Source organism: Methylobacterium bullatum, assembly GCF_014845095.1.
Lineage (GTDB): Bacteria > Pseudomonadota > Alphaproteobacteria > Rhizobiales > Beijerinckiaceae > Methylobacterium > Methylobacterium bullatum.
The window spans coordinates 1-21,953 of record NZ_NKUG01000160.1 but is presented as its reverse complement, the minus strand read 5'-3'; the positions used below and the strand labels follow the sequence as shown (position 1 = coordinate 21,953).

Annotated in this window: 25 protein-coding genes and 1 pseudogene; 12 read left to right on the top strand and 14 right to left on the bottom strand. The window is 68.7% G+C overall.

The genetic code is table 11. The annotated features are described in order from the left end of the window. Positions 1-257, top strand: a 257-nt coding sequence (locus MBTS_RS20030; RefSeq protein WP_192216326.1) for a P1 family peptidase, incomplete at its 5' end; no start/stop codon positions are given. Between the two features lie 159 nt (positions 258-416). On the opposite strand, the gene MBTS_RS20025 is transcribed toward MBTS_RS20030, so the two are convergent. Together MBTS_RS20025 and MBTS_RS20020 are read right to left on the bottom strand one after the other, a co-directional pair. After that, entirely contained in the window at positions 417-692 is a 276-nt protein-coding gene (locus MBTS_RS20025) for a hypothetical protein (RefSeq protein ID WP_056149651.1), read from the bottom strand. A 36-nt stretch (positions 693-728) separates the two neighbouring features. Next, positions 729-935, bottom strand: a complete 207-nt coding sequence (locus tag MBTS_RS20020) for a hypothetical protein (RefSeq protein ID WP_027173473.1) — start codon at positions 933-935, stop codon at positions 729-731. Positions 936-1,221: 286 nt separating this feature from the next. Between MBTS_RS20020 and MBTS_RS20015 the strand changes: the two genes are divergently transcribed. Next, positions 1,222-2,760: a helicase HerA domain-containing protein gene (locus MBTS_RS20015; RefSeq protein ID WP_192216325.1), complete on the top strand. Its 1,539-nt coding sequence runs from the start codon at positions 1,222-1,224 to the stop codon at positions 2,758-2,760. A gap of 12 nt (positions 2,761-2,772) precedes the next feature. Here MBTS_RS20015 and MBTS_RS20010 read toward each other — a convergent pair whose 3' ends face one another. The 8 genes from MBTS_RS20010 to rutA all read right to left on the bottom strand — a co-directional run bounded on the left by MBTS_RS20010 (position 2,773) and on the right by rutA (position 10,815). Then, the gene (locus tag MBTS_RS20010; RefSeq protein WP_192216324.1) at positions 2,773-4,083 is read right to left on the bottom strand and encodes a solute carrier family 23 protein; all 1,311 of its coding nucleotides are present in this window, start codon (positions 4,081-4,083) and stop codon (positions 2,773-2,775) included. Between the two features lie 109 nt (positions 4,084-4,192). Next, on the bottom strand, positions 4,193-5,398 hold the full coding sequence (locus tag MBTS_RS20005) for an O-antigen ligase family protein (RefSeq protein WP_192216323.1): 1,206 nt from the start codon (positions 5,396-5,398) through the stop codon (positions 4,193-4,195). Between the two features lie 3 nt (positions 5,399-5,401). Further along, a complete protein-coding gene (locus tag MBTS_RS20000; protein WP_192216322.1) occupies positions 5,402-6,610 on the bottom strand; it encodes a glycosyltransferase family 61 protein in 1,209 nt (402 codons plus the stop codon). A gap of 314 nt (positions 6,611-6,924) precedes the next feature. Continuing rightward, positions 6,925-7,482, bottom strand: a complete 558-nt coding sequence (locus tag MBTS_RS19995) for a flavin reductase (protein WP_192216321.1) — start codon at positions 7,480-7,482, stop codon at positions 6,925-6,927. 120 nt (positions 7,483-7,602) lie between these two features. Then, on the bottom strand, positions 7,603-8,382 hold the full coding sequence (gene rutD / locus MBTS_RS19990) for a pyrimidine utilization protein D (RefSeq protein ID WP_192216320.1): 780 nt from the start codon (positions 8,380-8,382) through the stop codon (positions 7,603-7,605). After that, positions 8,379-8,768, bottom strand: coding sequence for a pyrimidine utilization protein C (gene rutC / locus MBTS_RS19985; RefSeq protein WP_018043664.1), 390 nt, complete (start codon positions 8,766-8,768; stop codon positions 8,379-8,381). Before rutC ends, rutD begins: the two co-directional genes overlap by 4 nt. A 215-nt stretch (positions 8,769-8,983) precedes the next feature. Further along, positions 8,984-9,715, bottom strand: coding sequence for a pyrimidine utilization protein B (gene rutB / locus MBTS_RS19980; RefSeq protein WP_147831911.1), 732 nt, complete (start codon positions 9,713-9,715; stop codon positions 8,984-8,986). After that, on the bottom strand, positions 9,715-10,815 hold the full coding sequence (rutA, locus tag MBTS_RS19975; RefSeq protein WP_018043661.1) for a pyrimidine utilization protein A: 1,101 nt from the start codon (positions 10,813-10,815) through the stop codon (positions 9,715-9,717). Before rutA ends, rutB begins: the two co-directional genes overlap by 1 nt. A 354-nt stretch (positions 10,816-11,169) precedes the next feature. Between rutA and MBTS_RS19970 the strand changes: the two genes are divergently transcribed. Then, positions 11,170-11,529 (top strand): c-type cytochrome, encoded by a 360-nt coding sequence (locus tag MBTS_RS19970; protein WP_026175908.1) that lies wholly within the window; start codon positions 11,170-11,172, stop codon positions 11,527-11,529. Positions 11,530-11,590: 61 nt separating this feature from the next. On the opposite strand, the gene rutR is transcribed toward MBTS_RS19970, so the two are convergent. Together rutR and puuE are read right to left on the bottom strand one after the other, a co-directional pair. Next, the gene (rutR, locus tag MBTS_RS19965; protein ID WP_147831887.1) at positions 11,591-12,232 is read right to left on the bottom strand and encodes an HTH-type transcriptional regulator RutR; all 642 of its coding nucleotides are present in this window, start codon (positions 12,230-12,232) and stop codon (positions 11,591-11,593) included. A 549-nt stretch (positions 12,233-12,781) separates the two neighbouring features. Next, positions 12,782-13,699, bottom strand: a pseudogene (puuE, locus tag MBTS_RS19955) (allantoinase PuuE); the annotation flags it as partial. 104 nt (positions 13,700-13,803) lie between these two features. Here puuE and MBTS_RS19950 point away from each other — a divergent pair. The 9 genes from MBTS_RS19950 (at position 13,804) to chrA (ending at position 20,722) form a co-directional block, all read left to right on the top strand. Then, positions 13,804-14,091: a type II toxin-antitoxin system RelE/ParE family toxin gene (locus tag MBTS_RS19950; protein WP_210322883.1), complete on the top strand. Its 288-nt coding sequence runs from the start codon at positions 13,804-13,806 to the stop codon at positions 14,089-14,091. A 40-nt stretch (positions 14,092-14,131) separates the two neighbouring features. Continuing rightward, on the top strand, positions 14,132-14,422 hold the full coding sequence (locus MBTS_RS19945; RefSeq protein ID WP_056149621.1) for an addiction module antidote protein: 291 nt from the start codon (positions 14,132-14,134) through the stop codon (positions 14,420-14,422). 66 nt (positions 14,423-14,488) lie between these two features. Then, positions 14,489-15,109 carry an urease subunit gamma gene (locus MBTS_RS19940; RefSeq protein WP_147831891.1) on the top strand — a complete coding sequence of 207 codons (621 nt, stop codon included), beginning with the start codon at positions 14,489-14,491 and terminating at the stop codon, positions 15,107-15,109. Then, positions 15,106-15,666 (top strand): HD domain-containing protein, encoded by a 561-nt coding sequence (locus MBTS_RS19935; RefSeq protein WP_192216319.1) that lies wholly within the window; start codon positions 15,106-15,108, stop codon positions 15,664-15,666. Before MBTS_RS19940 ends, MBTS_RS19935 begins: the two co-directional genes overlap by 4 nt. Beyond that, positions 15,666-17,393 carry an urease subunit alpha gene (gene ureC, locus MBTS_RS19930; RefSeq protein WP_147831895.1) on the top strand — a complete coding sequence of 576 codons (1,728 nt, stop codon included), beginning with the start codon at positions 15,666-15,668 and terminating at the stop codon, positions 17,391-17,393. The genes MBTS_RS19935 and ureC overlap by 1 nt, the downstream gene beginning before the upstream one ends. 8 nt (positions 17,394-17,401) lie before the next feature. Then, positions 17,402-17,923 (top strand): urease accessory protein UreE, encoded by a 522-nt coding sequence (locus MBTS_RS19925; protein ID WP_147831913.1) that lies wholly within the window; start codon positions 17,402-17,404, stop codon positions 17,921-17,923. 79 nt (positions 17,924-18,002) lie between these two features. Further along, complete coding sequence (locus MBTS_RS19920) at positions 18,003-18,677, top strand: urease accessory protein UreF (RefSeq protein WP_147831897.1); 675 nt, start codon at positions 18,003-18,005, stop codon at positions 18,675-18,677. Positions 18,678-18,688: 11 nt separating this feature from the next. Next, positions 18,689-19,318 (top strand): urease accessory protein UreG, encoded by a 630-nt coding sequence (gene ureG, locus MBTS_RS19915; RefSeq protein ID WP_018043650.1) that lies wholly within the window; start codon positions 18,689-18,691, stop codon positions 19,316-19,318. Positions 19,319-19,486: 168 nt separating this feature from the next. Further along, a complete protein-coding gene (gene chrA / locus MBTS_RS19910) occupies positions 19,487-20,722 on the top strand; it encodes a chromate efflux transporter (RefSeq protein ID WP_147831899.1) in 1,236 nt (411 codons plus the stop codon). 48 nt (positions 20,723-20,770) lie between these two features. Here chrA and MBTS_RS19905 read toward each other — a convergent pair whose 3' ends face one another. Beyond that, the gene (locus MBTS_RS19905) at positions 20,771-21,151 is read right to left on the bottom strand and encodes a hypothetical protein (RefSeq protein WP_147831901.1); all 381 of its coding nucleotides are present in this window, start codon (positions 21,149-21,151) and stop codon (positions 20,771-20,773) included. Beyond that, a partial coding sequence (locus MBTS_RS19900; protein WP_192216318.1) for a hypothetical protein occupies positions 21,151-21,953 on the bottom strand: 803 nt, incomplete at its 5' end. The genes MBTS_RS19900 and MBTS_RS19905, both read right to left, overlap by 1 nt.

Here is a 21,953-nt window from a genome sequence, read left to right as displayed (position 1 = left end):
CAGATCTGTATAAGAACCCGGCGCAGGACGGCCTGTCGCGGGCGATCCACCCCGTCCACACGCCGCTCGACGGCGACGTGGTCTTCGCGGTCTCCACCGGGCGGGTTCCCCTCTCCGACCCCATCACCGATCTCGCCCGTATCGGCGCGGCGGCGGCCGACACCCTCGCCCGCGCGGTCGCCATCGGAATCCATGCGGCGACCAGCCTGCCGGGTCTGGCGATGCCCCCCGCTTGGCGCGATCTGTGGGGTGGGTAGGGGAAAGATATCGGTCAGACTCTCGTCGAGTCCGGCATCGCATGACGCACCTTTTCCACGCTTGCAGCGAAGCGTAGGGTGATCCGGAACCTCACGCGAATACGCGCCACGTCGGCGGCTCACTCGCTTCACCCGCCTTGGGGAAGGGACCCGAGAGGATCACTCGCCCTTGGCATCCTCCACCAGCTGCGCCAGCCCCGCATCCACCTCGGCGCCGAGTAGGGCCCGCTCCGCATCGCTGAGGTCGCGGGCCCAGGCCGGGCCGGCGAACCCGGCGGCGCATTTGGCGCGCTCGGCCGCGATATAGGCTTCCGTTTCCTCCGGCTGCCGGCGCATGGCCTCGGCGAAGCCGAACCAAGCCGCCCGCTCCACCACCGCGAGGCGGGCGCGCAGGCGGATCATCACTGCCCGGTCCGGGCTGACGTCGTTACTCATGGGGCTTCGTTCCTGGGGGATTCGCGCCCGGCCTGCTCAGCGCCGCGGTTCGCAGCGGGTCTTCACGTAGGTGTCCGGATTGTTGCCGTGGCCGGCATTGGCCGCCAGGACCGGCCCCTGCATCATGCATTCCTGAAGCGTGTGAGCAGGCCCCGTGATCACGTCGAGGGCGGTCTCGCGGGAGCAGTCGGGGGCCTGGACCGTCGAGGCGCAGACCAGGGCAACGATGAGAACTGGGTTCATGAGACCGAAATCTAGACGCGCGGGGCAGGGCGGCAAGGGCGGCCTGCAGGAAAATGCAGCGCCCATGGTCGATGGAGCGGCCGTGTGCGCGTCCGCAAAGCCTTGAGCATGGAGCGTCTAGGATGTTCGCCCTTTGCTTAAAAACCTAGGTCAAATAGCCTAGGTATTTATGTCTAATCGACGAGGCTCGTCCCTGTGGATGCGCCGCCCTCGTGCTCCGCACGCTGGGCTCATCCGTGCTAGGATCGGTCTCGTCGCGGGCGCGATACGGGACAGCGGAGCGGGAATGACGGTGGGGATCGAGATGGGTCTGAGCATGGGTCCGGGCGAAGAGCCCGCCCGGCTCGATCTCGAGGAACTCTTGGCCACCCGACTCCTGGTCCAGGGCAATTCCGGCTCCGGCAAGTCGCATCTCCTGCGCCGCCTGCTCGAGCAGAGCGCGGGCTCGGTCCAGCAGGTGATCATCGATCCCGAGGGCGATTTCGTCACCCTGGCCGAGGCCTACGGCCACGTGGTCGTGGACGGCGCCCATGGGGAGGGCGATCTCCAGGCCATCGCGGCGCGGGTGCGCGCCCATCGGGTCTCCGTGGTCCTCACCCTGGAGAGCCTCGACATGGAGGCGCAGATGCGCGCCGCCGCCGCCTTCCTCGGCGGCCTGTTCGAGGCCGAGCGCAGCCATTGGCACCCCGTCCTCGTCGTCGTCGACGAGGCGCAGATCTTCGCGCCCGCTGCCGCCGGCGACGTCTCCGACGAGGCGCGCAAGGCCTCTCTCGGGGCCATGACCAACCTGATGTGCCGTGGCCGCAAGCGCGGGCTCGCCGGCATCATCGCCACGCAGCGCCTCGCCAAGCTCGCCAAGAACGTGGCGGCCGAGGCCACCAACTTCCTGATGGGCCGCACCTTCCTCGACATCGACATGGCCCGCGCCGCCGACCTGCTAGGCCTCGACCGCCGCGGCGCCGAGCGGTTCCGCGATCTGTCTCGCGGCGAGTTCGTGGCCCTCGGCCCCGCGTTGAGCCGCCGGCCGCTGGCCCTGCGCATCGGTCCGGTCTCCACCTCGGCGCGCTCGGGCTCGCCCAAGCTCGTGCCGCTTCCCGCTCCCGCCGACGCGGATCTGCGCGCCCTCATTCTCACCCGCTCGGCCGAGGATGGCCCGGCCTCCTGGGCTCCGGCACCGCGCACTCCGCCGACGCCCCGTACGAGCCCCGCCGACCTCCTGCGCGAACTCAGCGCCTACCGGCCCGAGCCCGTCGAGGCGCCCGAGCCCTTGAGCGAAGAGGAGCTGCGCGCCGGCCTCGACGAGGTGCTGCGCGGCATCGCCGCCGACCCCGATGCCGGGCGCCAGCCCGTGGCCGTGATCTACCAGGACTTCCTCGTGCGCTGCCGCATGCGCGGGCTCGACGGCGAATCCCTCACCCTCGCTGCCTTCCGCCGCCGCCTCGGCGTGGCGCGGGCCGGGTTCGACGGTGAGGCCTCCCCGGCCGACGGGGACGGGCGCTGGGACGAGGCGCAGGCCGCTGCCGCCAACCTGCCCGACGAGGTCCAGGGCCTGTTCCTGCTCCTCGCCCGCGCGGCCCTGGCCGGAGAGCCCTGCCCCGGCGACGAGGCCTTGGCGCGGGCCATCGGCAGCCGCTCGCCGGGGCGCGCCCGGCGGCTCCTCGCCTATGTGGAGACGCGGGGCACCATCGTCTGCCGCACGGATTTTCGTGGGCTGCGCGTCATCGCCCTGCCCGTCCTCGGCTGCGAGACCGGGCCGGGCGACCCCAAGGCATCCCTGCCGGGAAGCGCCGTGCCGGAGATGCCGGGGCTGTTCGCTGCCGAATAGGCCGCGCCGTCGTCACACCCGCGCGCGTCCGATCCTCGTCATGCCGAGGAGGTGATAGATCAGGATGGCACCGAATGTGGCGGTGCCGATCCCGCCGAAGGCGAAGGACCCGAATTTCAGGGTGAGGTCGCCCGCGCCCAGTACCACGGCGACGCCGACCGTGAGGAGGTTGCGGGCATTGGCGAAGTCGACCCGGTTCTCCACCCAGATCCGCCCGGCGGTGGCGGCGATCAGCCCGAACACCACCACCGAGAGACCGCCGATCACCGGCACCGGCAGGGTCAGGATCAGCGCCCCGAATTTCGGGCAGAGGCCGAACAGGATCGCGGTGAAGCCGGCCACCACGAAGACCAGGGTCGAGTAGATCCGGGTCATGGCCATGACCCCCATATTCTCCGCATAGGTCGTTACCCCCGTGCCGCCGAGGCCCCCCGACAGCATGGTGGCGAGGCCGTCGCCGAGGAAGGCGCGGGCGATGTAGGGGTCGAGGTTGCGGCTCGTCATCGCGCCGATGGCTTTGATATGGCCGAGATTCTCGGCGATCAGCACCACGAAGACCGGGGCGATGAGGGCGATCGCCTTGGGGTCGAAAACCGGTGCCACGAAGCCCGGCACGCCGATCCAGGGGGCGGCCATGACGGCGGAGAAGTCGATGGGCTTGGCGAGACCGAACCCGTTGGCGAGGAGGAGATAGAGCAGGTAGGCGAGGGCCGCCCCGATCAGGATCGGCAGGCGCCGGGCGAGGCCGGGCGCGTAGATGGTGATGACGCTGACGATGACCACCGTCAGAAGGCCGAACCAGGTGTCGAAGGCGGAGGCCGAGATGATCCGCGTCGCGATCGGAGCGAGGTTGAGGCCGATGGCGGCCACCACCGCGCCGGTCACCACCGGGGGCATCACCCGCTCCACCCAGGCATAGCCGACGAGGCCGATGACGGCGCCCACGAGGCCGTAGAGCAGGCCCGCCGCGACGATGCCGCCGAGCGCCACGGCGATGTTGGGGTTCGGCCCCGCCCCGGCATAGCCCGTGGCCGCGATCACCACACCGACGAAGGCCGCCGACGAGCCGAGATAGCTCGGCACCCGGCCGCCCGTGGCGAGGAAGAAGATCAGCGTACCGATGCCGGAGAAGAAGATCGCCAGGTTGGGGTCGAACCCCATCAGGATCGGCATCAGGGCGGTGGCGCCGAACATCGCCACCACGTGCTGGAAGCCGAGGAGCACGGTCTGGCCCGCGGGCAGCCGCTCGTCGGGCATGACGTCCGTGGCCTCCGACGTCGCATCCCTGGCGCGCCAGACGGGGAAATAGGATTCGGCTGCCATGATCGCGTCGTCTCCGGACCGGTGTGGGCGTGTGATGCGGATCGCGTGATGCAAGGAGCGTGGCAGCCGCACCCCATGGAGCGGCGGTGCGACGCTTCGGGACGATGTCCTAATCCGACCCGGTCGCGGCCTCCTCCGACCGCCCCGCCAAGGTGAAGGCGATGGGCAGCCAGAGGAAGAAGAAATGCATGTTCACGAACGAGAACGGGTTGGGAAGGTCCGATCCCATGTAGCCGAAGCTGAAGATCAGCGCGGCGGCGCAGAACGTCGAGAGCCCTCCGTCGACGGTCGCGAGGTGACGGCAATAGACGAAGGTCATCGCCAGGGCGGCCACCAAGGCCGGGACGCCGAAATACATCGCCGTGCCGAAGAGGCCGTTATGGGCGTGGTTGAAGAGCGAATCGGCAAAGCGGAAGACGGGCGTGAAACCGAGCAGGGGCCTCTGCGAGATATGCTCGAACACCCAGGTCCATATCTGCTGGCGGCTGGAGGGTCGGCAGAAATTCGACTGGTCGACGCAGAGCATCGCTCTCAGCCAGGGCTCGATCACGATCAGCGCCGTGGTCAGGCTCCAGGCCAGGAGGACCACCGCGAAGAGGCGCCAGCCGGTGAGACGCCAACCACCCGGACGCCACGGCAGCCGCGTCGCCGCCAGGGCGACGACCGTCGCGAGGATGGGACCGCGGCTCTGGGTCATGGCCACGGCCACGACGATCGGCAGCGCGGCCAGGGCGACGAGGGCGATCGTCGCGGGCGCGGCCGGGCGTGACCGGTCGCCGAGGAGGGCGACGATGCCGATCAGGGCGATGCAGAGGCCGCCGGCTCCCGGGATGGAGTTGGACGGCCGGCCCAGCGGCACGAGCCTGTCCGCCAAGGAGAGCCCCGCGCCGAAATGCAGAACGAGCGTCAGGAGGGCGCTGAGGCTGGCCACGGCAAAGAGCGCGCCCAGGATGAAGCGGAGGCCGCAACAGGCGAGCAGGCGCCGTCCCGCCAGGAGGGCGACGGCCAGGAGCGCGAAATTCGCCACCGCATCGCTTGCCGGCCCCAGGGGAATGCCATTGACGAGAAGGCCGAGCACCGTCCAGGCGGCGAAGCCCGCGAGCGCGGCGAGCCCCCATTCCAGGAGGCGCGGCAGGCGTTCGCGCAGGAGGGTCGGATCGCTCACGGCGATGGTGACGAGCCCCGCGATCATCAGCTTGGCCGAGAGGTTCTTGGCGATGAAATAGGCGGAGAGCAGCAGCAGGAGGTAGCCGGCCACGCACAGGACGTTCCGCACCATGAGGCCGCGTGCCGAGGTATCCGGGATCGTCGTCATGCGTCAGGCCCCGGCATGGAGTCTCGGTGCGGGTTCCACAGCACGGAGGATGGCCTCCGCCGTGGCCGCGGGATCGATCGCGAAGGATTGCCGGGCGCCCTCCGGGCCGCCCAGGACCGGCACGTAGCCGGCCCCGCCCTCACTCGCCCAGTGAAGCACGGTGCTCTTGCGGGAGGTCGAGGCCATCAGCTCGACGACGGTGGCGCCGGGCTTGCAGAAGATCGTGTTGGCCAGGGCGGCGCCGTGCACGGCGGCCACGACGTCGGCACCCGCTATCGCCGCCATCTGCTCGGCATGGTTGCCCCATCCCGGCTCGAAGATGCGGAAGCCCGCGCGTTCCAGCCGCTCGACCAGCGCGTCCTCGCCCTCCACGACGCGCAGGCGCTGGTTGCGGCGCCGGAGATAGAGCTTCGAGGCCGGCGGCGTGACCGGATGCCCCCGATAGGCCGCACGGAAGATGGCCCGTGCCGTATCCAGTGCCTGGGGTACGCCGAAGATCCGTTCGATATTGGGGCAATGGCTCCGGGCATAGACATAGCGCTCCGTGACCACATGGTCCGTCGCCTTGAGCACGAGTTGCCGGATCGGGTAGCCGAGCGCCTTCAGCCCATCGAGAAAGGCGGTCACGAGGGGCGGGTGCGAGGCCGTGACGAACACCGTCTCCTCCCGCTTGTCGATGGCACCGACGCGCACGGCCTCGCAGATCGGCATCAGCACGTCGGTGAGGAGATGGCCGAAATGGAAGACGGGCGGGATCGCGAGGCAGCGCTCCGTCAGGACGATCTTGCGCAGGCCGATCGGTGCGGGGTGGCAGAAGGCCCAGCGCGCCTGGCCCCGCTGGCCGAGGGAGATCTGGCGGCCCGTGTCGTAATCGGCGGGGATCACGGTGTGGCCGGGAATCAGGACGCCGCCGATCCCGGCGATCATCGTGCGGGTGGTGTCCCCCGTGCAGGCCGTCTCCAGCCCGTTCATCACATCGGCGTTGTGGCGCATGACGATGGCCCGCGCCGCGTCGTAGCCGGGCGCGCAGAGGCGATGCCTCCGGGTCTCGTCGCTGATCACCCGCGCGCGGTCGGCCGGCCAGGCGAAATCCGGGAAGTAACCCGTGCTCCGCCGCAGGGCGGGATGCCAGCCCAGCAGGGCGGTGCTGAAGGCCGACGCATAGGGTTTCAGATCGAACAGGCGTTCGAGGAAGGTATGGTGCCGAGCCAAGCAGGTCCCCCACGAAATCGCACGCTCGACCCTACGGCACCATTGGTGAAGATCGTTGGAACGACACAACCGAGTCTATGGTCTCGCCCCGCAGCGTAGGGCGAACTGTGTATTTCGAATGCCCGATGCAAATAGAGAGCTTGGCACGCCCGGTCGAACCCGGTTCTCCGGCCCGATGCCGTGGTGCATGACAAGTCCGACGTCGTTCAATGGCTATGCGGTAAGCAGCCCCGGTGGATAAATCAACATCCTCCCGCCCATCGAGCTTGCGCGCTTCGACGGCCTGATGGGCCGCATGGTTCGGATGCGCGGCGTCAGAGCGCCCCCAGCAGGCCGTCCGTCTTGCGGGCGGGCGCGGGTGACGCCGGCGATGACACGGGCAAGGTGTGGTAGCGTCGGCCGGCATAGACGAGGCCCTCTCCGCCGCCGGGCTCCGAGAGATCCACCACCTCGCAGAACAGCACGTCGTGGCTGCCGACGGCGTGGCGCGCGACGATGCGGCAATCGAAGGCGGCGAGCGCCCCCTCCAGCACCGGCGCCCCGGTGGCGAGTTCGCCCCACGCCGCCGCGGCGAAGCGCTCGTCCATGGGGGTGCGACCGCCGAACGCACCCGCGATGCCGGCCTGCTCGCCCGACAGGGTGTTCACGCACAGGACCGCGTTGCCGCTCACCGCCGCGTAGGCCGAGGAGGTGCGGTTGATGCAGACCAGGAGGGTCGGCGGCGCGTCGCTGACGCTGCAGACGGAGGAGGCGGTGAAGCCCGCCCGTCCTCCGGGTCCATCGCTGGTGACGAGATGGACCGAGCTGGCCAGATGCGACATCGCCTCGCGGAAGGCGCCGGCTTCGACCGTGGGCATCGTCGTCTCGCTCATGGCCGGGGGCTTTCCTCTCAGCGGGTTCAGCGAAAGTGGTCACCGGTTTTGCGCCTCAAAACCTGCGACACTTCAAAGGCTTGAGCGAGGTGACGCGTTGGCTTGCCAATGCGAACCTGCTCAGGGTCGGTCGAGAAAGGCGAGGAGGGCGCGGTTGAACGCCTCCGCCTGCGTCACGCTATGGGCGTGGCCGCCGCCCTTGGCCAGATCCAGCCTGGCGTCGGGCAGGGCCGCCGCGAGCCGTTCCGAGCACAGATAGGGCACCAGCACGTCGTCTTCCGCCGCCATCACCAGGGTTTCGTGCGGGATGTCGGCGAGACGATCGCTGAGATCGAAGGCCTCGAGTGCCGCGATCCGCCGAAACGTGTTCTCAGGCCCGGGGAAATGCGCCAGGGCATGGGCCTCGTCCGCCGCCACCCGCCCGGCGTTGAGGGACAGCCAGGGCGCCGGGTAGAGGAAGATGGCCTGCGCGGCCACATAGGCGTCCGGTCCGGCATGGGTCAGCAGCGCCTTGCGGGCGGCAAAGCAGCGCTTCGTCGCCGGATCGGCCCGGTCCCAGCCGTTGACGACCACGAGGCGCCCGACCCGGTCGGGATGGGTGCGCGCGAGTTCGAGGCCGATCAGGCCGCCCAGCGCATGGCCGACGATGTCGGCGCTGGCGATGCCGAGATCGTCCAGCACCCGGAGCGCGTCGCGGGCCATCGCCGCGATGTCGTGGCCCTCCTCCAGGGCATCGGGCGAGCGCCCGGTGCCGCGATGGTCGTAGCCGACCACCCGGAAGCGCTCGGCCAGAGCCGGAATCTGCGGCGCGAAATAGCCGCAGGAGCCGCCGAGACCCGGCGAGAGCAGGATGGTGCGCGCTCCGGCCCCGTGGATCTCGTGGTGGATGGCTGCGCTCACGGCTTGCCCACATGCGCGATGGTGGCGATCTCCACCAGGGCGTCGGGCTTCACCAGGCCGCACTGGATGCAGTAGCGCGCCGGCTTCTCGCCGGGGAAGTAGCTGGCATAGACCGCGTTGATCGCGGCGTAATCGGCCCAGTCCTTCAGGAAGATGTGGTTGAAGGTGACGTCGTCCATGGTGCCGCCGGCCGCCGTGACGACGCCCTTGATCGTCTCCAGCACGTGGCGGGTCTGGGCGCCGGCATCGCCCACATGGACGACGTTGGCGTCGGCATCCAGCGGCAGGGTGCCGGAGACGTAGAGCACGCCGTCGGCGAGGGTGCCCGGCACGTAGGGGGCCAACGGCTTGCCGGTGCCGGGGGGAATGATCACGGTCTTGGGCATGGTTCGCAGTACTCCCGTTCGATCGTCGAAATGGCCGTCTTCGTCGCCTGTGTTGCCTGTGTCGTCTTGCCCGCCCGTGACCTCATCCTGAGGTGCCGCAGCGTAGCGGAGTCCTCGAAGGAGGCTTTCAGCTCGCTCCCAGGGGCCTGGAGGCCTCCTTCGAGGCCCGCTGACGCGGGCACCTCAGGATGAGGTCGAGGGCGGGAGGGAGGATGTCACTCCGCCACCACGGCGTCCCGCTCAGCCAGCGCCGCTTTGAAGCTCGCCACGTCCGAGACCCAGCCGAAGAAGGTCTCGATATTGGCGAGCGCGCCCGCCTGGAGGCTGTCCGGCCCCGCCTGATGCGTCGCGTCGGCGAGGACGACGCCGAAATATTCGAGGAAGAACCCGTCGCGCAGGGTCGATTCCACGCAGACGTTGGTGGCGATGCCGGTGAAGACCAGGGTGCGGATGCCGGCCGAGCGCAGAAGGCTGTCGAGCTGGGTGTTGTAGAAGCCGCTGTAGCGCGGTTTGGGCAGCACGATGTCGCCGGGTTCAGGCGCCAGCGCATCCACCAGGGCGTAGTCCCAGGTGCCCTTGGCCAGCAGCCGCTCGTTCATGTCGGGGCGGCTGCGCATGGTCTTGAGGGCGTTCGACTTGTGCCAGTTCGGTGAGCCCGGCCCTCCGGCCTCGACATAGTCCGGGTCCCAGCCGTTCTGGAACCAGACGATCCTGATTCCGCGTTTTCGCGCGGCGGCGACGGCCGTCGCGATCTTCTCGATGACCGGCCCGGTCGCCGAGACGTCGAACCCGGCGAGATCGAGGTATCCGCCCTTCGTCGCGTAGGCGTTCTGCATGTCGACGACGATGAGAGCCGTGGCCTCGGCATCGAAGGCGATGGGTTCCGGCCGCGCGGGGAGGGTGATGCCGCCATAGCGCCCGGACGGATCGTGATAGCCGGCGACCATCACGCCACCTTCGCCATCGGCACCGCATCGGCGGTGACATGCGCCCGCGAGCGCATCAGCGGCTGGATGCGGGTGCCGTAGGCGTCGAGGCCTTCGAGGAAATCGTCGAACACCAGGAGCACGCCTTCGGTGCCGGGCACGGTGGCGACCTCGTCGAGCATCCGCGCCACCTCCGCGTAGGAGCCGACGAGGGTGCCCATGTTGATGTTCACCGCCGAGGTCGGGTCGGCCATCTGGCGCACGTTGGTGTCCGAGCCGGATTTGGTGTCGGCCGCCCCCTGGACCCCGAGCCAGGCGATGGCCTCGGCATCGGCCCCCGCCTTGTAATGCTCCCAGGTGGCGCGGGCCTCCTCGTCGGTCTCGGCGGCGATGATCATGAACAGCACGTAGGACGACACGTCCCGGCCCGTCTCGGCCTTGGCGAGTTCCAGCCGCTCCACCGTGGGGGCGAAGGCTTTGGGCGTGTTCACGCCCTTGCCGAAGCAGAAATTGTAGTCGGCATATTTCGCCGTGAACGCCATGCCGGCGGCCGATTGGCCGGCGCAGATGATCTTCATCTCCGCCTGAGGCCGGGGCGAGAGCCGGCAATCGTCCATCTGGAAGAACTCGCCCTTGAGGTCGCAGGACCCCGTCTCCCACAAATCGCGCAGCACCTGGGCGTATTCGGAGAGGTATTCGTAGCGCCGCGAAAAGTACTCGTCGCCGGGCCACAGGCCCATCTGCGAGTATTCCGGCCGCTGCCATCCGGTGACGAGGTTGAGGCCGAAGCGGCCGCCGGAAATGGAATCGATGGTGGAGGCCATCCGCGCGGTGATGGCGGGGGGCATGCACAGGGTGGCCGCGGTGGCGAAGAGCTTGATCCGGCTCGTCACCGCGGCGAGGCCCGCCATCAGCGTGAAGGATTCGAGGTTGTGGTCCCAGAACTCGGTCTTGCCGCCGAAGCCCCGCAGCTTGATCATCGACAGGGCGAAATCGAACCCGTAGCCCTCGGCCTTCAGCACCACCTGCTTGTTGAGCTCGAAGCTCGGTCTGTATTGCGGCGCGTTCTCCGAAAGGAGCCAGCCATTGTTGCCGATGGGAATGAAGACGCCGACATTCATGACCGCCTCGCTATTCTGGCGGAGATTGGACGATGGGATCCAATCCCGGTCAAGGTTGCGAACGGAAGAGTGTCCTGTTCGTCCCGTTCGATGATGAACGGTAGCTGTTTGGACCATATGGTCAAACTCGAAATCGACCTTTTCGGCCGTTTGCTCAAACTCTCTTCGATCTGCTCTGCGGGAAGGCGGCTTCTGCTGAAACGGCGGGCGGGCCCGAGCGGGTTCGCGTCGGCGGCCCGGTTCATCCCCCCGCCGTGACACGTTCTCGTGAGGTCTCACTCGCGGACATTGCCTTCGCGGAGGGCGCGGTCAGTTTTCTGGAGGTATTCAAAACAACCACGGAGAGGAAACCCCATGCGGTACCCGATGCTCGGTGCTCTCGTCGCGATGCTGCTTCCGATGGCGGCCCATGCCGAAGGCGATGCGGCCGCCGGCGAGAAGGCGTTCGCGCCCTGCAAGGCCTGCCATGCCTTCGGCAAGAACGGTGTCGGCCCGGATCTGACCGGGGTCGTCGGGCGCAAGGCGGCCTCCCTCGACGGGTATTCCTACTCGGCCCCGCTCAAGGCGTCGGGCCTCACCTGGGACGAGGCGAACCTGCACGAATGGCTGAAGAACCCGAAGGCCAAGGTGCCGGGGACGAAGATGGTGTTCGCCGGCTATCCCGACGACAAGAAGATCGACGACGTGATCGCGTATCTCGCCTCGAAGAAGTAGGCCATTTCGCGAGCCTCGCCGATGGAGCGGGATTCCGCCGGCGGGGCTCGTTTCCCAGTACCTATCGCAGGCCGAGCCCGGTGAGGATCAGGGCCTGCGTACTCGCCACGGTGCTCTCGAAGAAGTCGGATTCGTCGAGGCTCCGGCCCGTGACGGCATCCACCTGGACCGCGAAATCGGCGTAGTGCTGGGTGATCGCCCAGATCGAGAAGATCAGGTGGTGGGGGTCGTGGGCACCGATGCGGCCCTGGTCGATCCAGCCACGCAGGATCGCCGCCTTGCTCTCCACCAACCCTCGCAGGGGGCCTTCGAGTTCGGCCCGCAGGAGCGGCGCGCCCTGGACGATCTCCAGGCAGAACAGCCGCGAGGCCTGCGGCGCGTCCCGCGACAGGGTGAGCTTGGCGCGGATATAGGCCCGGATCGCCTCGGCCGGATCGCTGTCGGCGTCGAGTTCCTGTAGCGGGTCGAGCCAGACGTCGAGGACGCGGCGAAGCACCGCCAGATACAGGTCCTCCTTCGAGGGGAAGTAATAGAGCAGGTTCGCCTTCGACAGCCCGGCCCGCTCGGCGAGCCGGTCCAGGCTCGCTCCGTGCAGGCCGAGCCCCGAAAAGATCTCGAGCCCCGCATCGAGGATCGCCTCGCGCCGCGCCTCGCCGTCCTTGCGGCGACGGCGGGCGGGGGGCTTGTCTGCGATCACCGGCACCTGGTCGTCTCCTGGTGCCCCGACCGAGGCGATACCGTCACGATGCATGTCGATCTCGAAAGCGCTTGTTCGTCCGGTATCGTCACACTCAAGGAGTGCAGGACAGGTCGGCTGAAACCGCCCGACACGTCCGTGTCCACTCGCCCACGAGGCTGCAGTCGCTCAGAGTCATCGTCTCGGCGCCTGTGCCGAAGGAATAGGTACACCTTTCGAGTGGTTTGCTGCCGACCCACCCGTCACCGGGAAAACCCAGAAGCTCGATTTCGGTCTGCGAGCCGCGATACTGGCCTTCACTCTGAAATGATTCCTTGTGGGCATGAGAAAAGATGCTTGTCCCAAGTCGACCGTTTTTCCCGAAGCACAGTGTTTTGCTGCCTGGACTTTCACCGCCATCCAGATTCCGAGGCTTCATATCTTTCGTCCAGCAGCCTCCCAAGTCCAAGGCTGCTTTCGTCTTCTTCGCGGCTGCAGGTTGAGCGAGCACTGTGATCAGTGCCAATGCATGGGCGAAAAGAAAGAACCTCTTCCAGTCGCACATGGTCATGCCCCCGCCGGGTGATGGTCGATCCAGTGCCGGGCGATATCGATCCGTCGTGCCACCCAGACGTCCTCATGGGCGGCGACATGGTCGAGGAAGCGGGCCAGCGCCCCGATCCGGCCCGGCCGTCCGACGAGGCGGCAATGCAGCCCCACCGACATCATCTTCGGCGCGCTCTCGCCCTCCGCGTAGAGGGCATCGAACGTGTCGCGCAGGTAGGTGAAGAAGTGGTCGCCGGTGTTGAAGCCCTGCAGGGCGACGCAGCGCATGTCATTGGCGTCCAGCGTATAGGGCACCACGAGGCCACGCCCGCTCGGTTGCTCGCTCCAGTAGGGCAGGTCGTCGGCGTAGGAATCGGCGAGCCAGGTGAAGCCGGCCTCCACCCCGAGATCGAGGGTGTGGACCGAGGAGCGGCCCGTGTACCAGCCGAGCGGCCGCTCCCCCGTGATCTCCGTGTGGATGCGGATCGCCTCGTCCATATGCGCCTTCTCCTCCTCGCGGGTGAAGTCGCGGTAGTCGATCCATTTCAGGCCGTGGCAGGCGATCTCCCAATCGGCCTCCTTCATGGCCGCGGCGATGTCGGGGTGACGGGCCAGCGCCGTGGCGACGCTGAACACGGTGACGGGAATGTTCCGCGCCTGGAGCAGCCGCCAGATCCGCCAGAAGCCCGCACGCGAGCCGTATTCGAACATCGATTCCATGTTCATGTGCCGCTGGCCCGGCCACGCCTGGGCGCCGACGATCTCCGACAGGAACGCCTCCGAGGCAGCATCGCCATGCAGGATGCAGTTCTCGCCGCCCTCCTCGTAGTTGAGCACGATCTGCACCGCGATCCGCGCGCCGCTCGGCCAGCGCGGATGGGGCGGGTTGCGGCCGTAGCCGACGAGGTCGCGGGGATAGGTCACGGGGCCTGCCGTTCGGATGGACATATGGACGTTCGACGCACAGTCCTGCCACGACCTGTCCCCTCGATCCAGATCGCGCCTGCTCCATCGATTGTAAAAACGTAGTCCATAAGCTACATTCCTGAATCATGGACATGCGCCGCACCGACGTGTTCGACGGCTGGCTCAGGGGCCTTCGCGACACCCGCGCAACGGCACGGATCGCGCTGCGCCTCGACCGTCTCGCCCATGGCAATCCTGGCGATGTAAAGCCCGTCGGAGAGGGCGTGAGCGAACTGAGAATTGATTATGGGCCCGGCTACCGGATCTATTTCGTTCGTCGGGGCGAGGCTCTCGTCATTCTCCTCTGCGGCGGTGACAAAGGAAGCCAGGATCGCGACATCGCTCGGGCCAAGGCGATCGCGCGGACCGTGTGAGGTGAGACTCCTAAAGCGAGAACTCCGCAAGGAATGAGCGATGACCACGACCCAGCCCTATGATTCCGCCGATTATCTCGACACCGATGAAGCGGTGGCCGAGTATCTGGCCGCTGCGTTCGAGGAGGGAGACGCCGCTCTCCTGCGACATGCGCTCGGCGTCGCCGCGCGCGCTCATGGCATGACCCAGATCGCCAGAGAGACGGGTCTCTCCCGCGAGAGCCTGTACCGAGCCCTGTCCGACGAGGGCAATCCGAGCCTCGATACGACCATGCGCGTCCTGAAAGCCCTCAACCTGCGCTTGACGACGACGGTGGTCCCGGCTCCCTAGGAACGGCCTGCGCATGGTCCTTGCCTGCGCGTCACCGCACCCCGCGACCAACACCCGAGGTTTCCCGTGCTCCTGACCCCGCGCGAAAAGGACAAGCTCCTCGTCGCCATGGCCGCCCAGGTCGCCCGCAACCGGCTCGCCCGCGGCGTCAAGCTGAACTATCCCGAAGCGATCGCGCTCATCACCGATGCGGTGGTGGAGGGCGCGCGGGACGGCCGCTCGGTCTCCGAACTGATGCAGGCGGGCGCCCATGTGCTGACCGCCGACCAAGTGATGGAGGGCATCGCCGAGATGATCCACGACATCCAGGTGGAGGCGACGTTCCCGGACGGCACCAAGCTCGTCACCGTCCACCACCCGATCCGCGGCGCGCCCTCATCGGACGTGCCCGGCACGGTGACGACGCTTCCGGGTGAGATCGTCTTCAACGACGGCGCCCCGCGCACCCTGCTCACCGTGTCCAATGTCGGCGACCGGCCGATCCAGGTCGGCTCGCACTACCATTTCTACGAGGTGAATCCGGGCCTCACCTTCGAGCGCGAGAAGGCGAAGGGCCAGCGCCTCGACATCGCGCCGGGCACGGCGGTGCGGTTCGAGCCGGGCGCCACGCGGGAGGTCTCCTTGGTGCCGCTGCTCGGCGCGCGGACGGTCTACGGGTTCCGCGGCGACGTGATGGGTACGCTATGACCGACGAGACGTCCCGTCTGCGCGACGGCATCCTCCTCGTCACCCGTGCCGCCGAGTTCGCCGCGCGGCGTCACGTGGGGCAGACCCGGAAGGGCGCGGCGGGCGAGCCTTACGTGAACCACCTCGCCGAGGTGGCCTCGCTCCTGGCCGCGACCGCCGAGGAGCCCGACGCGCATCTCGTGGCTGCGGGCTGGCTCCACGACACGGTGGAGGATACTGGGACGAGCGGCGAGGAGATCGAGCAATTGTTCGGTCGGCGCGTCGCCGAACTCGTGGCCGAAGTGACCGACGACAAGTCGTTGCCCAAGGCCGGGCGCAAGCGTCTCCAGGTCGAGCAGGCGCCGCACAAGTCGCCCGGCGCCCGCGCCCTCAAGATCGCGGACAAGATCAGCAACCTGCATTCCCTCGTGGCGAGCCCTCCGGACGATTGGAGCGCGGAGCGCGTGGCGAACTACATCGATTGGGCGAAAGAGGTCGTCGCCGGCTGTCGCGGCGTCAACGCGGCGCTGGATGCGCTTTTCGACCGCGCCGTCGCAGAGGCACGAGAGGCCGCCTGATGTCCAACACACCCCGCCCCGCCTCCCTCGCCCGCTCGGCCTATGCCGACATGTTCGGCCCCACCACCGGCGATAAAATCCGCCTCGCCGACACCTCCCTCGTCATCGAGGTGGAGCGCGACCACACCACCTATGGCGAGGAGGTGAAGTTCGGCGGCGGCAAGGTCATCCGCGACGGTATGGGGCAGTCGCAGGTGACGAATGCCGATGGCGCGGTGGACACCGTCATCACCAACGCCGTGGTCCTCGACCATTGGGGCGTGGTGAAATGCGATGTCGGCATCGTGAAGGGCCGCATCTTCAAGCTCGGCAAGGCCGGCAACCCGGACATCCAGCCGGGCGTCGACATCATCGTCGGCCCCGGCACCGAAGTGATCGCCGGCGAAGGCAAGATCCTCACGGCCGGCGGGTTCGACAGCCACATCCACTACATCTGCCCGCAGCAGATAGAGGAAGCTTTGTGCTCGGGCGTCACCACCATGCTCGGCGGCGGCACCGGCCCGGCGCACGGCACTTTCGCCACCACCTGCACCCCCGGCCCCTGGCATCTCGCCCGGATGATCGAGGCGGCGGACAGTTTTCCGATGAACCTCGCCTTCGCCGGCAAGGGCAACGCCTCGCGGCCCGAGAGCCTGGTCGAGATGGTCCGCGCCGGGGCCTGTGCCCTGAAGCTCCACGAGGATTGGGGCACCACGCCCCAGGCCATCGACACCTGCCTCACGGTGGCCGACCTGCACGACGTGCAGGTGATGATCCATTCCGACACGCTCAACGAATCCGGCTTCGTCGAGGACACGATCCGCGCCTTTGCGGGGCGGACCATCCATGCCTTCCACACCGAAGGAGCGGGGGGCGGCCACGCGCCGGACATCATGAAGGTGGCGGGGCTGATGAACGTCCTGCCCTCGTCGACGAACCCCACGCGCCCCTACACGAAGAACACCATCGACGAGCATCTCGACATGCTCATGGTCTGCCACCACCTCGATCCGGCGATCCCCGAGGATCTGGCCTTTGCCGAGAGCCGGATCCGCAAGGAGACCATCGCGGCCGAGGATATCCTGCACGATATCGGCGCGCTCTCGATGATGTCGTCGGACAGCCAGGCCATGGGCCGGGTCGGCGAGGTCGTCATCCGGACCTGGCAGACGGCGGACAAGATGAAGCGCCAGCGCGGGAGCCTGCCGGGCGACACCTCCGGCAACGACAACCTGCGTGCCCGCCGCTACATCGCGAAATACACCATCAACCCGGCCATCGCGCATGGCGTCTCGGCCCATGTCGGCTCGGTGGAGGCGGGCAAGCTCGCCGATCTCGTCCTGTGGACGCCGGCCTTCTTCGGGGTGAAGCCCGACCTCGTCATCAAGGGCGGCATGATCGCCACCGCGCCCATGGGCGACCCGAACGCCTCGATCCCCACGCCCCAGCCGGTGCATTACCGCCCGATGTTCGGGGCCATCGGCCGCTCGCCCTTCGCCACAGCGCTCACCTTCGTCTCGAAGGCCGCCATCGAGGACGGGCTCGGCGAGAGGCTCGGGGTGCAGAAGCGGCTCGTCGCCGTGGAGAACGTGCGCGGCGGCATCTCGAAGAAGAGCATGATCCTCAACGACGCCACGCCGACCATCGAGATCGACGCGGAGACCTACGACGTGCGCGCCGATGGCGAGCTCCTGGTCTGCGAGCCGGCCGAGGTGCTGCCGATGGCGCAGCGGTATTTCCTGTTTTGAGCTCTTCCCTGATCCGCGCCACGAAAGTGATCCGCCGAGACGCGCTCTCCGGCGAGATCGTCGACCGCATCGTCCTCGACCATGGCGACCGGCATCGCCGCCGCATGGCCATGCGCGGGGTCGGCGGACTGTCCTTCCTGCTCGACCTGCCCGCGCCGACGGTCCTCGACGACGGCGACGCCCTGGTGCTGCAGGATGGCCGCCTGGTCTGGGTCGAGGCCGCGCCCGAGCGCCTGCTCGAGATCCGGGCCGCCGACGACCTCGCCCTCAAACGCCTGATCTGGCATATCGGCAACCGGCACATCCCGGCCGAGATCGGCACGGACGCGGTCCATATCGCCTACGACCACGTGCTGGCCGAGATGGTGCGGGGCTTAGGGGGGACGGCCGAGCCGGTGGAGCGTCCGTTCCGGCCCGAGGGTGGTGCGTATGCCGGCGAGGCCGCCGGGCACCACCACGGGCATGGCCATGCCCACGATCATGGGCACGACCACCCTCATCCGCACAGCCACGGCGCGGTGTCCGGTTGAGCTTCGTCCTATGCCCCCATCCTCTGCCGGTTCGGGCTTCCAGGGAAGGGCGCCCGGTATGATGAGGGGCGAATCCCCGATGATCGACACCGTCCGGCTCATGGCCTGGCTCTCGCCGGGCTATCCCGTCGGGGCCTATGCCTATTCGCATGGGCTCGAATGGGCGGTGGAATGCGGCGATGTCGGGGGCGAGGCTTCGCTGCTGGCATGGCTCGGCGACGTGCTCGAACGGGGCGCGGTGCGCACCGACCTGATTCTTCTGGCCCATGCCCATGCCGCAGCCGAGGCGGGGGACATTCCGGCGCTGGCGGAGGTCAACGACCTCGCCGTCGCCCTGGCGCCCACGCGCGAACTCCACCTCGAGACGACCCAGCAGGGGCGCAGCTTCCTCGACGCTACCCGCGCCGCCTGGGGAAGCGCGGATCTCGACCGGTTGAGCGAGGCATTGCCCGGCGAGGTGGCCTACCCGGTGGCGGTGGGGCTCTCGGCCGGCGCCCACCGCATGGCGCTCGCCCCGGTGCTCGCCGGGTTCGGCCTCGCCTTCCTGCAGAACCTCGTCTCGGCGGCGCTGCGCTGCGCGCCCATCGGCCAGAGCGCCGGCACGCGGGTGATCGCGTCCCTCACCCCCCGGGTGGCGGCTTTGGCCGCGACCATCCCGCCCCTGAGCCTCGAGGAGATCGGCACCGCGACCCTGCGCCTCGATCTCGGCTCGGCCCGGCACGAGACCCAGTATTCTCGGATTTTCCGCTCGTGAAAGACCCCGTCATGACCTCACTGAACGGCCCCTCACCGAACGGCCCCCTGCGCGTCGGCATCGGCGGCCCCGTCGGCTCCGGCAAGACCGCCTTGATGGAGCAGCTCTGCAAGCGCTTCCGCGATCGCTTCGAGATCTGCGCCATCACCAACGACATCTACACCAAGGAGGATGCCCGCATCCTCACCGTGGCCGGCGCCTTGCCCGAGGAGCGGATCATGGGCGTCGAGACCGGCGGCTGCCCGCATACGGCGATCCGCGAGGACGCCTCGATCAACCTCGCGGCGGTGGCCGAGATGCGCCGTCGCTTCCCGAAGCTCGACCTGATCCTGATCGAATCCGGTGGCGACAACCTCGCCGCGACCTTCTCGCCGGAACTCGCCGACCTCACCCTCTACGTCATCGACGTCGCCGGCGGCGAGAAGATCCCGCGTAAAGGCGGCCCCGGCATCACCCGGTCCGATCTCCTCATCGTCAACAAGACCGACCTCGCCCCCATGGTCGGCGCCGATCTCGGGGTGATGGAGGCCGATACCCGGCGCATGCGGGGCGCGCGGCCCTACGTGTTCTCGTCCCTGCGCGAGGGACACGGCGCCGACACGGTGGCCCGCTTCATCGTCGAGGCCGGCGGGCTGGGATAGTTCCGGGGGCCATCCCACCCACCACCTCATCCTGGAGCGGCGCAGCGCAGCGGAGCCCTCGAAGGCGGCGTCCAGGGATCGCCAGTCAGGCTGGAGCCATCCTGAGAGGCCGCTTCGCGGCATCTCAGGATGAGGAATTCGGGTAGGAGGGTGGTCAGGACCCGAGCCATGACGCCAAGGTCAACCACTGTGATGACACCACTGCCTTCCCGCGAGGGTTCCGTGCGGGAAGTCTTTCTCGCCTTCCTCAAGCTCGGCCTCACCGCCTTCGGTGGCCCGATCGCCCATCTCGGCTACTTTCGCGCCGAGTTCGTGCATCGCCGCCGCTGGCTCGACGAGGCGGCCTATGCCGACCTCGTGGCCCTGTGCCAGTTCCTGCCCGGCCCGGCCTCGAGCCAGGTCGGGTTCTCCCTCGGGGTGATGCGGGGCAAGGGGCTCGCCGGCGGGCTCGCGGCCTGGGCCGCCTTCACCCTGCCCTCGGCGCTCCTCCTCGTGGCCTTCGCCTATGGGGCGGACGCCATCGGCGGCCCGGTCGGATCGGGCATCGTCCACGGGCTGAAGCTCGTCGCCGTGGCGGTGGTGGCGCAGGCGGTCTGGGGCATGGGCCGCACCCTCGCGCCCGATGCCACCCGCGCGGCCATCGCCTTTGCCGCCCTCGCCCTGACCACGGTGCTGGCCGGATCGACCGGTCAGGTCGCCGGCATCGGTCTCGGAGCCGTTGCCGGGCTCGCGGTCTGCCGCCGGGCATCCGGAGCGGCGGGCGGGCATCTCGGCATCCCGGTCTCGCGCCGGGCCGGCGCGGTGGCCCTCCTCCTGTTCGGCCTGTTCCTCGCGGTCCCGCCGTTCCTGGCCAGATCCCTGTCCTCGCAGGGGCTCGCCCTGTTCGATGCGTTCTACCGCTCCGGCGCCCTCGTCTTCGGCGGTGGCCACGTGATGCTACCGCTCCTGCGAACGGCCCTGGTGGAAACCGGCTGGATCGGCCCGGATGCGTTCCTCGCCGGCTACGGCGCGGCGCAGGCGGTGCCGGGGCCGCTCTTCACCTTCGCGGCCTATCTCGGCGCGGCCCTCGGACCGCAGCCGAACGGTCTGCCCGGGGCCGCCATCGCCCTCGTCGCGGTGTTCCTGCCGGGATTGCTCCTGGTCTACGGAGCATTGCCCTTCTGGGATGCCGTCCGCGAAAGACCCCTGGCGCAGGCGGCCATGCGCGGCGCCAACGCGGCGGTGGTGGGGATTCTCGCCGCCGCGCTCTACGATCCGCTCTGGACCGGCGCTGTCCTCGGCCCTCGCGATTTCGCCGTGGCGGCCGGTGCGTTCCTGCTCCTGACGATCAGGGCGGCCCCGCCCTGGATCGTGGTCGTGTTCACGGCCGTCGCGGGGGCGAGCCTGGCGGTGGTGGGGGGCTGACGCCCGAGCTTCATCGATTCGATGTCGCCGGAGCGAATCGGGAAGCGATCACCCGTCGCAATTCGCCGAGAGCAGCGCGAGTGTGCGTTGGAAACCCTGGTACTGCGCCATGCTGGACGGGTGCCGGATCTCGGCGGCGTCGGGCATGATGCCGGAAAAGCCCGACCCCGGATCGGCGACGAACGGGCGCGGGCCGACATGGGCGCCCATCCGGTTGGTGACGTCGACCTCGCCGCAGATGGCGCCCGCCTTGCCCCGGCGCAGCCGGCCATAGCGCGCCTCGGCCGGGCTCTTGAGCCCACTGCCGACCAGCGCCATCGCGGACGCCGACATCTCGGCCCCGATCGTGGCGTCGGACCCGTCGATGACGGTCTGTGCCGTGGCGGGCGCGGCGGCGAGAAGGGCGACGGCGAGGACGACGGCGCGCATCAGGAGGCCTTCGCCACCACTTCGATATCCCGGTCCATCCCGCTTTCCACCTTGAACTCCCGTGTGAAGACCTGGCCGTCGTGGCGCGCGATGAGGACGTAGTCGCCCTCCGCCAGGGTGACCTGCGGGAAGGCGCCGATGGCCTCGCGGATCGTGTCGCCGCCCGGCGTCAGCACGCTGAAGGCGGTGCCGGCGAAGGCCTCGGCGCCGGGCGCAGCCACGAGCTTGAGGGTGACGGTGGCGGCCCGGTGGTTGAGGGTGGCGTCGGTGACCTTGCCGTTCTCCACCTTGAGGTCGGCGCGCTGGATCGCGTTCGATTCCCCGTAATTCGAGACCACGTGGTAGGTCCCCTCCGGCAGGCGGATCAGCTCGCCCGCCTTCACGCCGCTGCGCACCAGGCGCCCTTCCGAATTGGTGCCGATGGGCACGAAGACCGAGAAGGCGAGGTCGGCGGGGGTGATCTTCATGTCGCCGATGGCACCCGAGAGCTTGAGCGCCCCCGCGGTGATCGTCAGGCGGTCGCTGAGTGCCGCGCCCGCCATGGTGATGCGCTTCGAGGCTGTGGCGAAGCCGTAGGTGACGGTGGCGACATAGCCGCCGGGCGCCAGGGTGAAGCTCGGATCCGCCGCCTCGGAGCGCGCGACGATGTTCGGCCGCACCCCATCGGACCGATCCTCGTAGATGCGCCAGGCGAGGCCGGAGCGCACCGGCTGGTTGCTGCCCGCGAACAGGGCGGTGAGGGTGAGGGGCGCCTCGCCCTCGACGGGGGGAAGCGGCAATTGCGGCCCCGTGATCAAGGGGG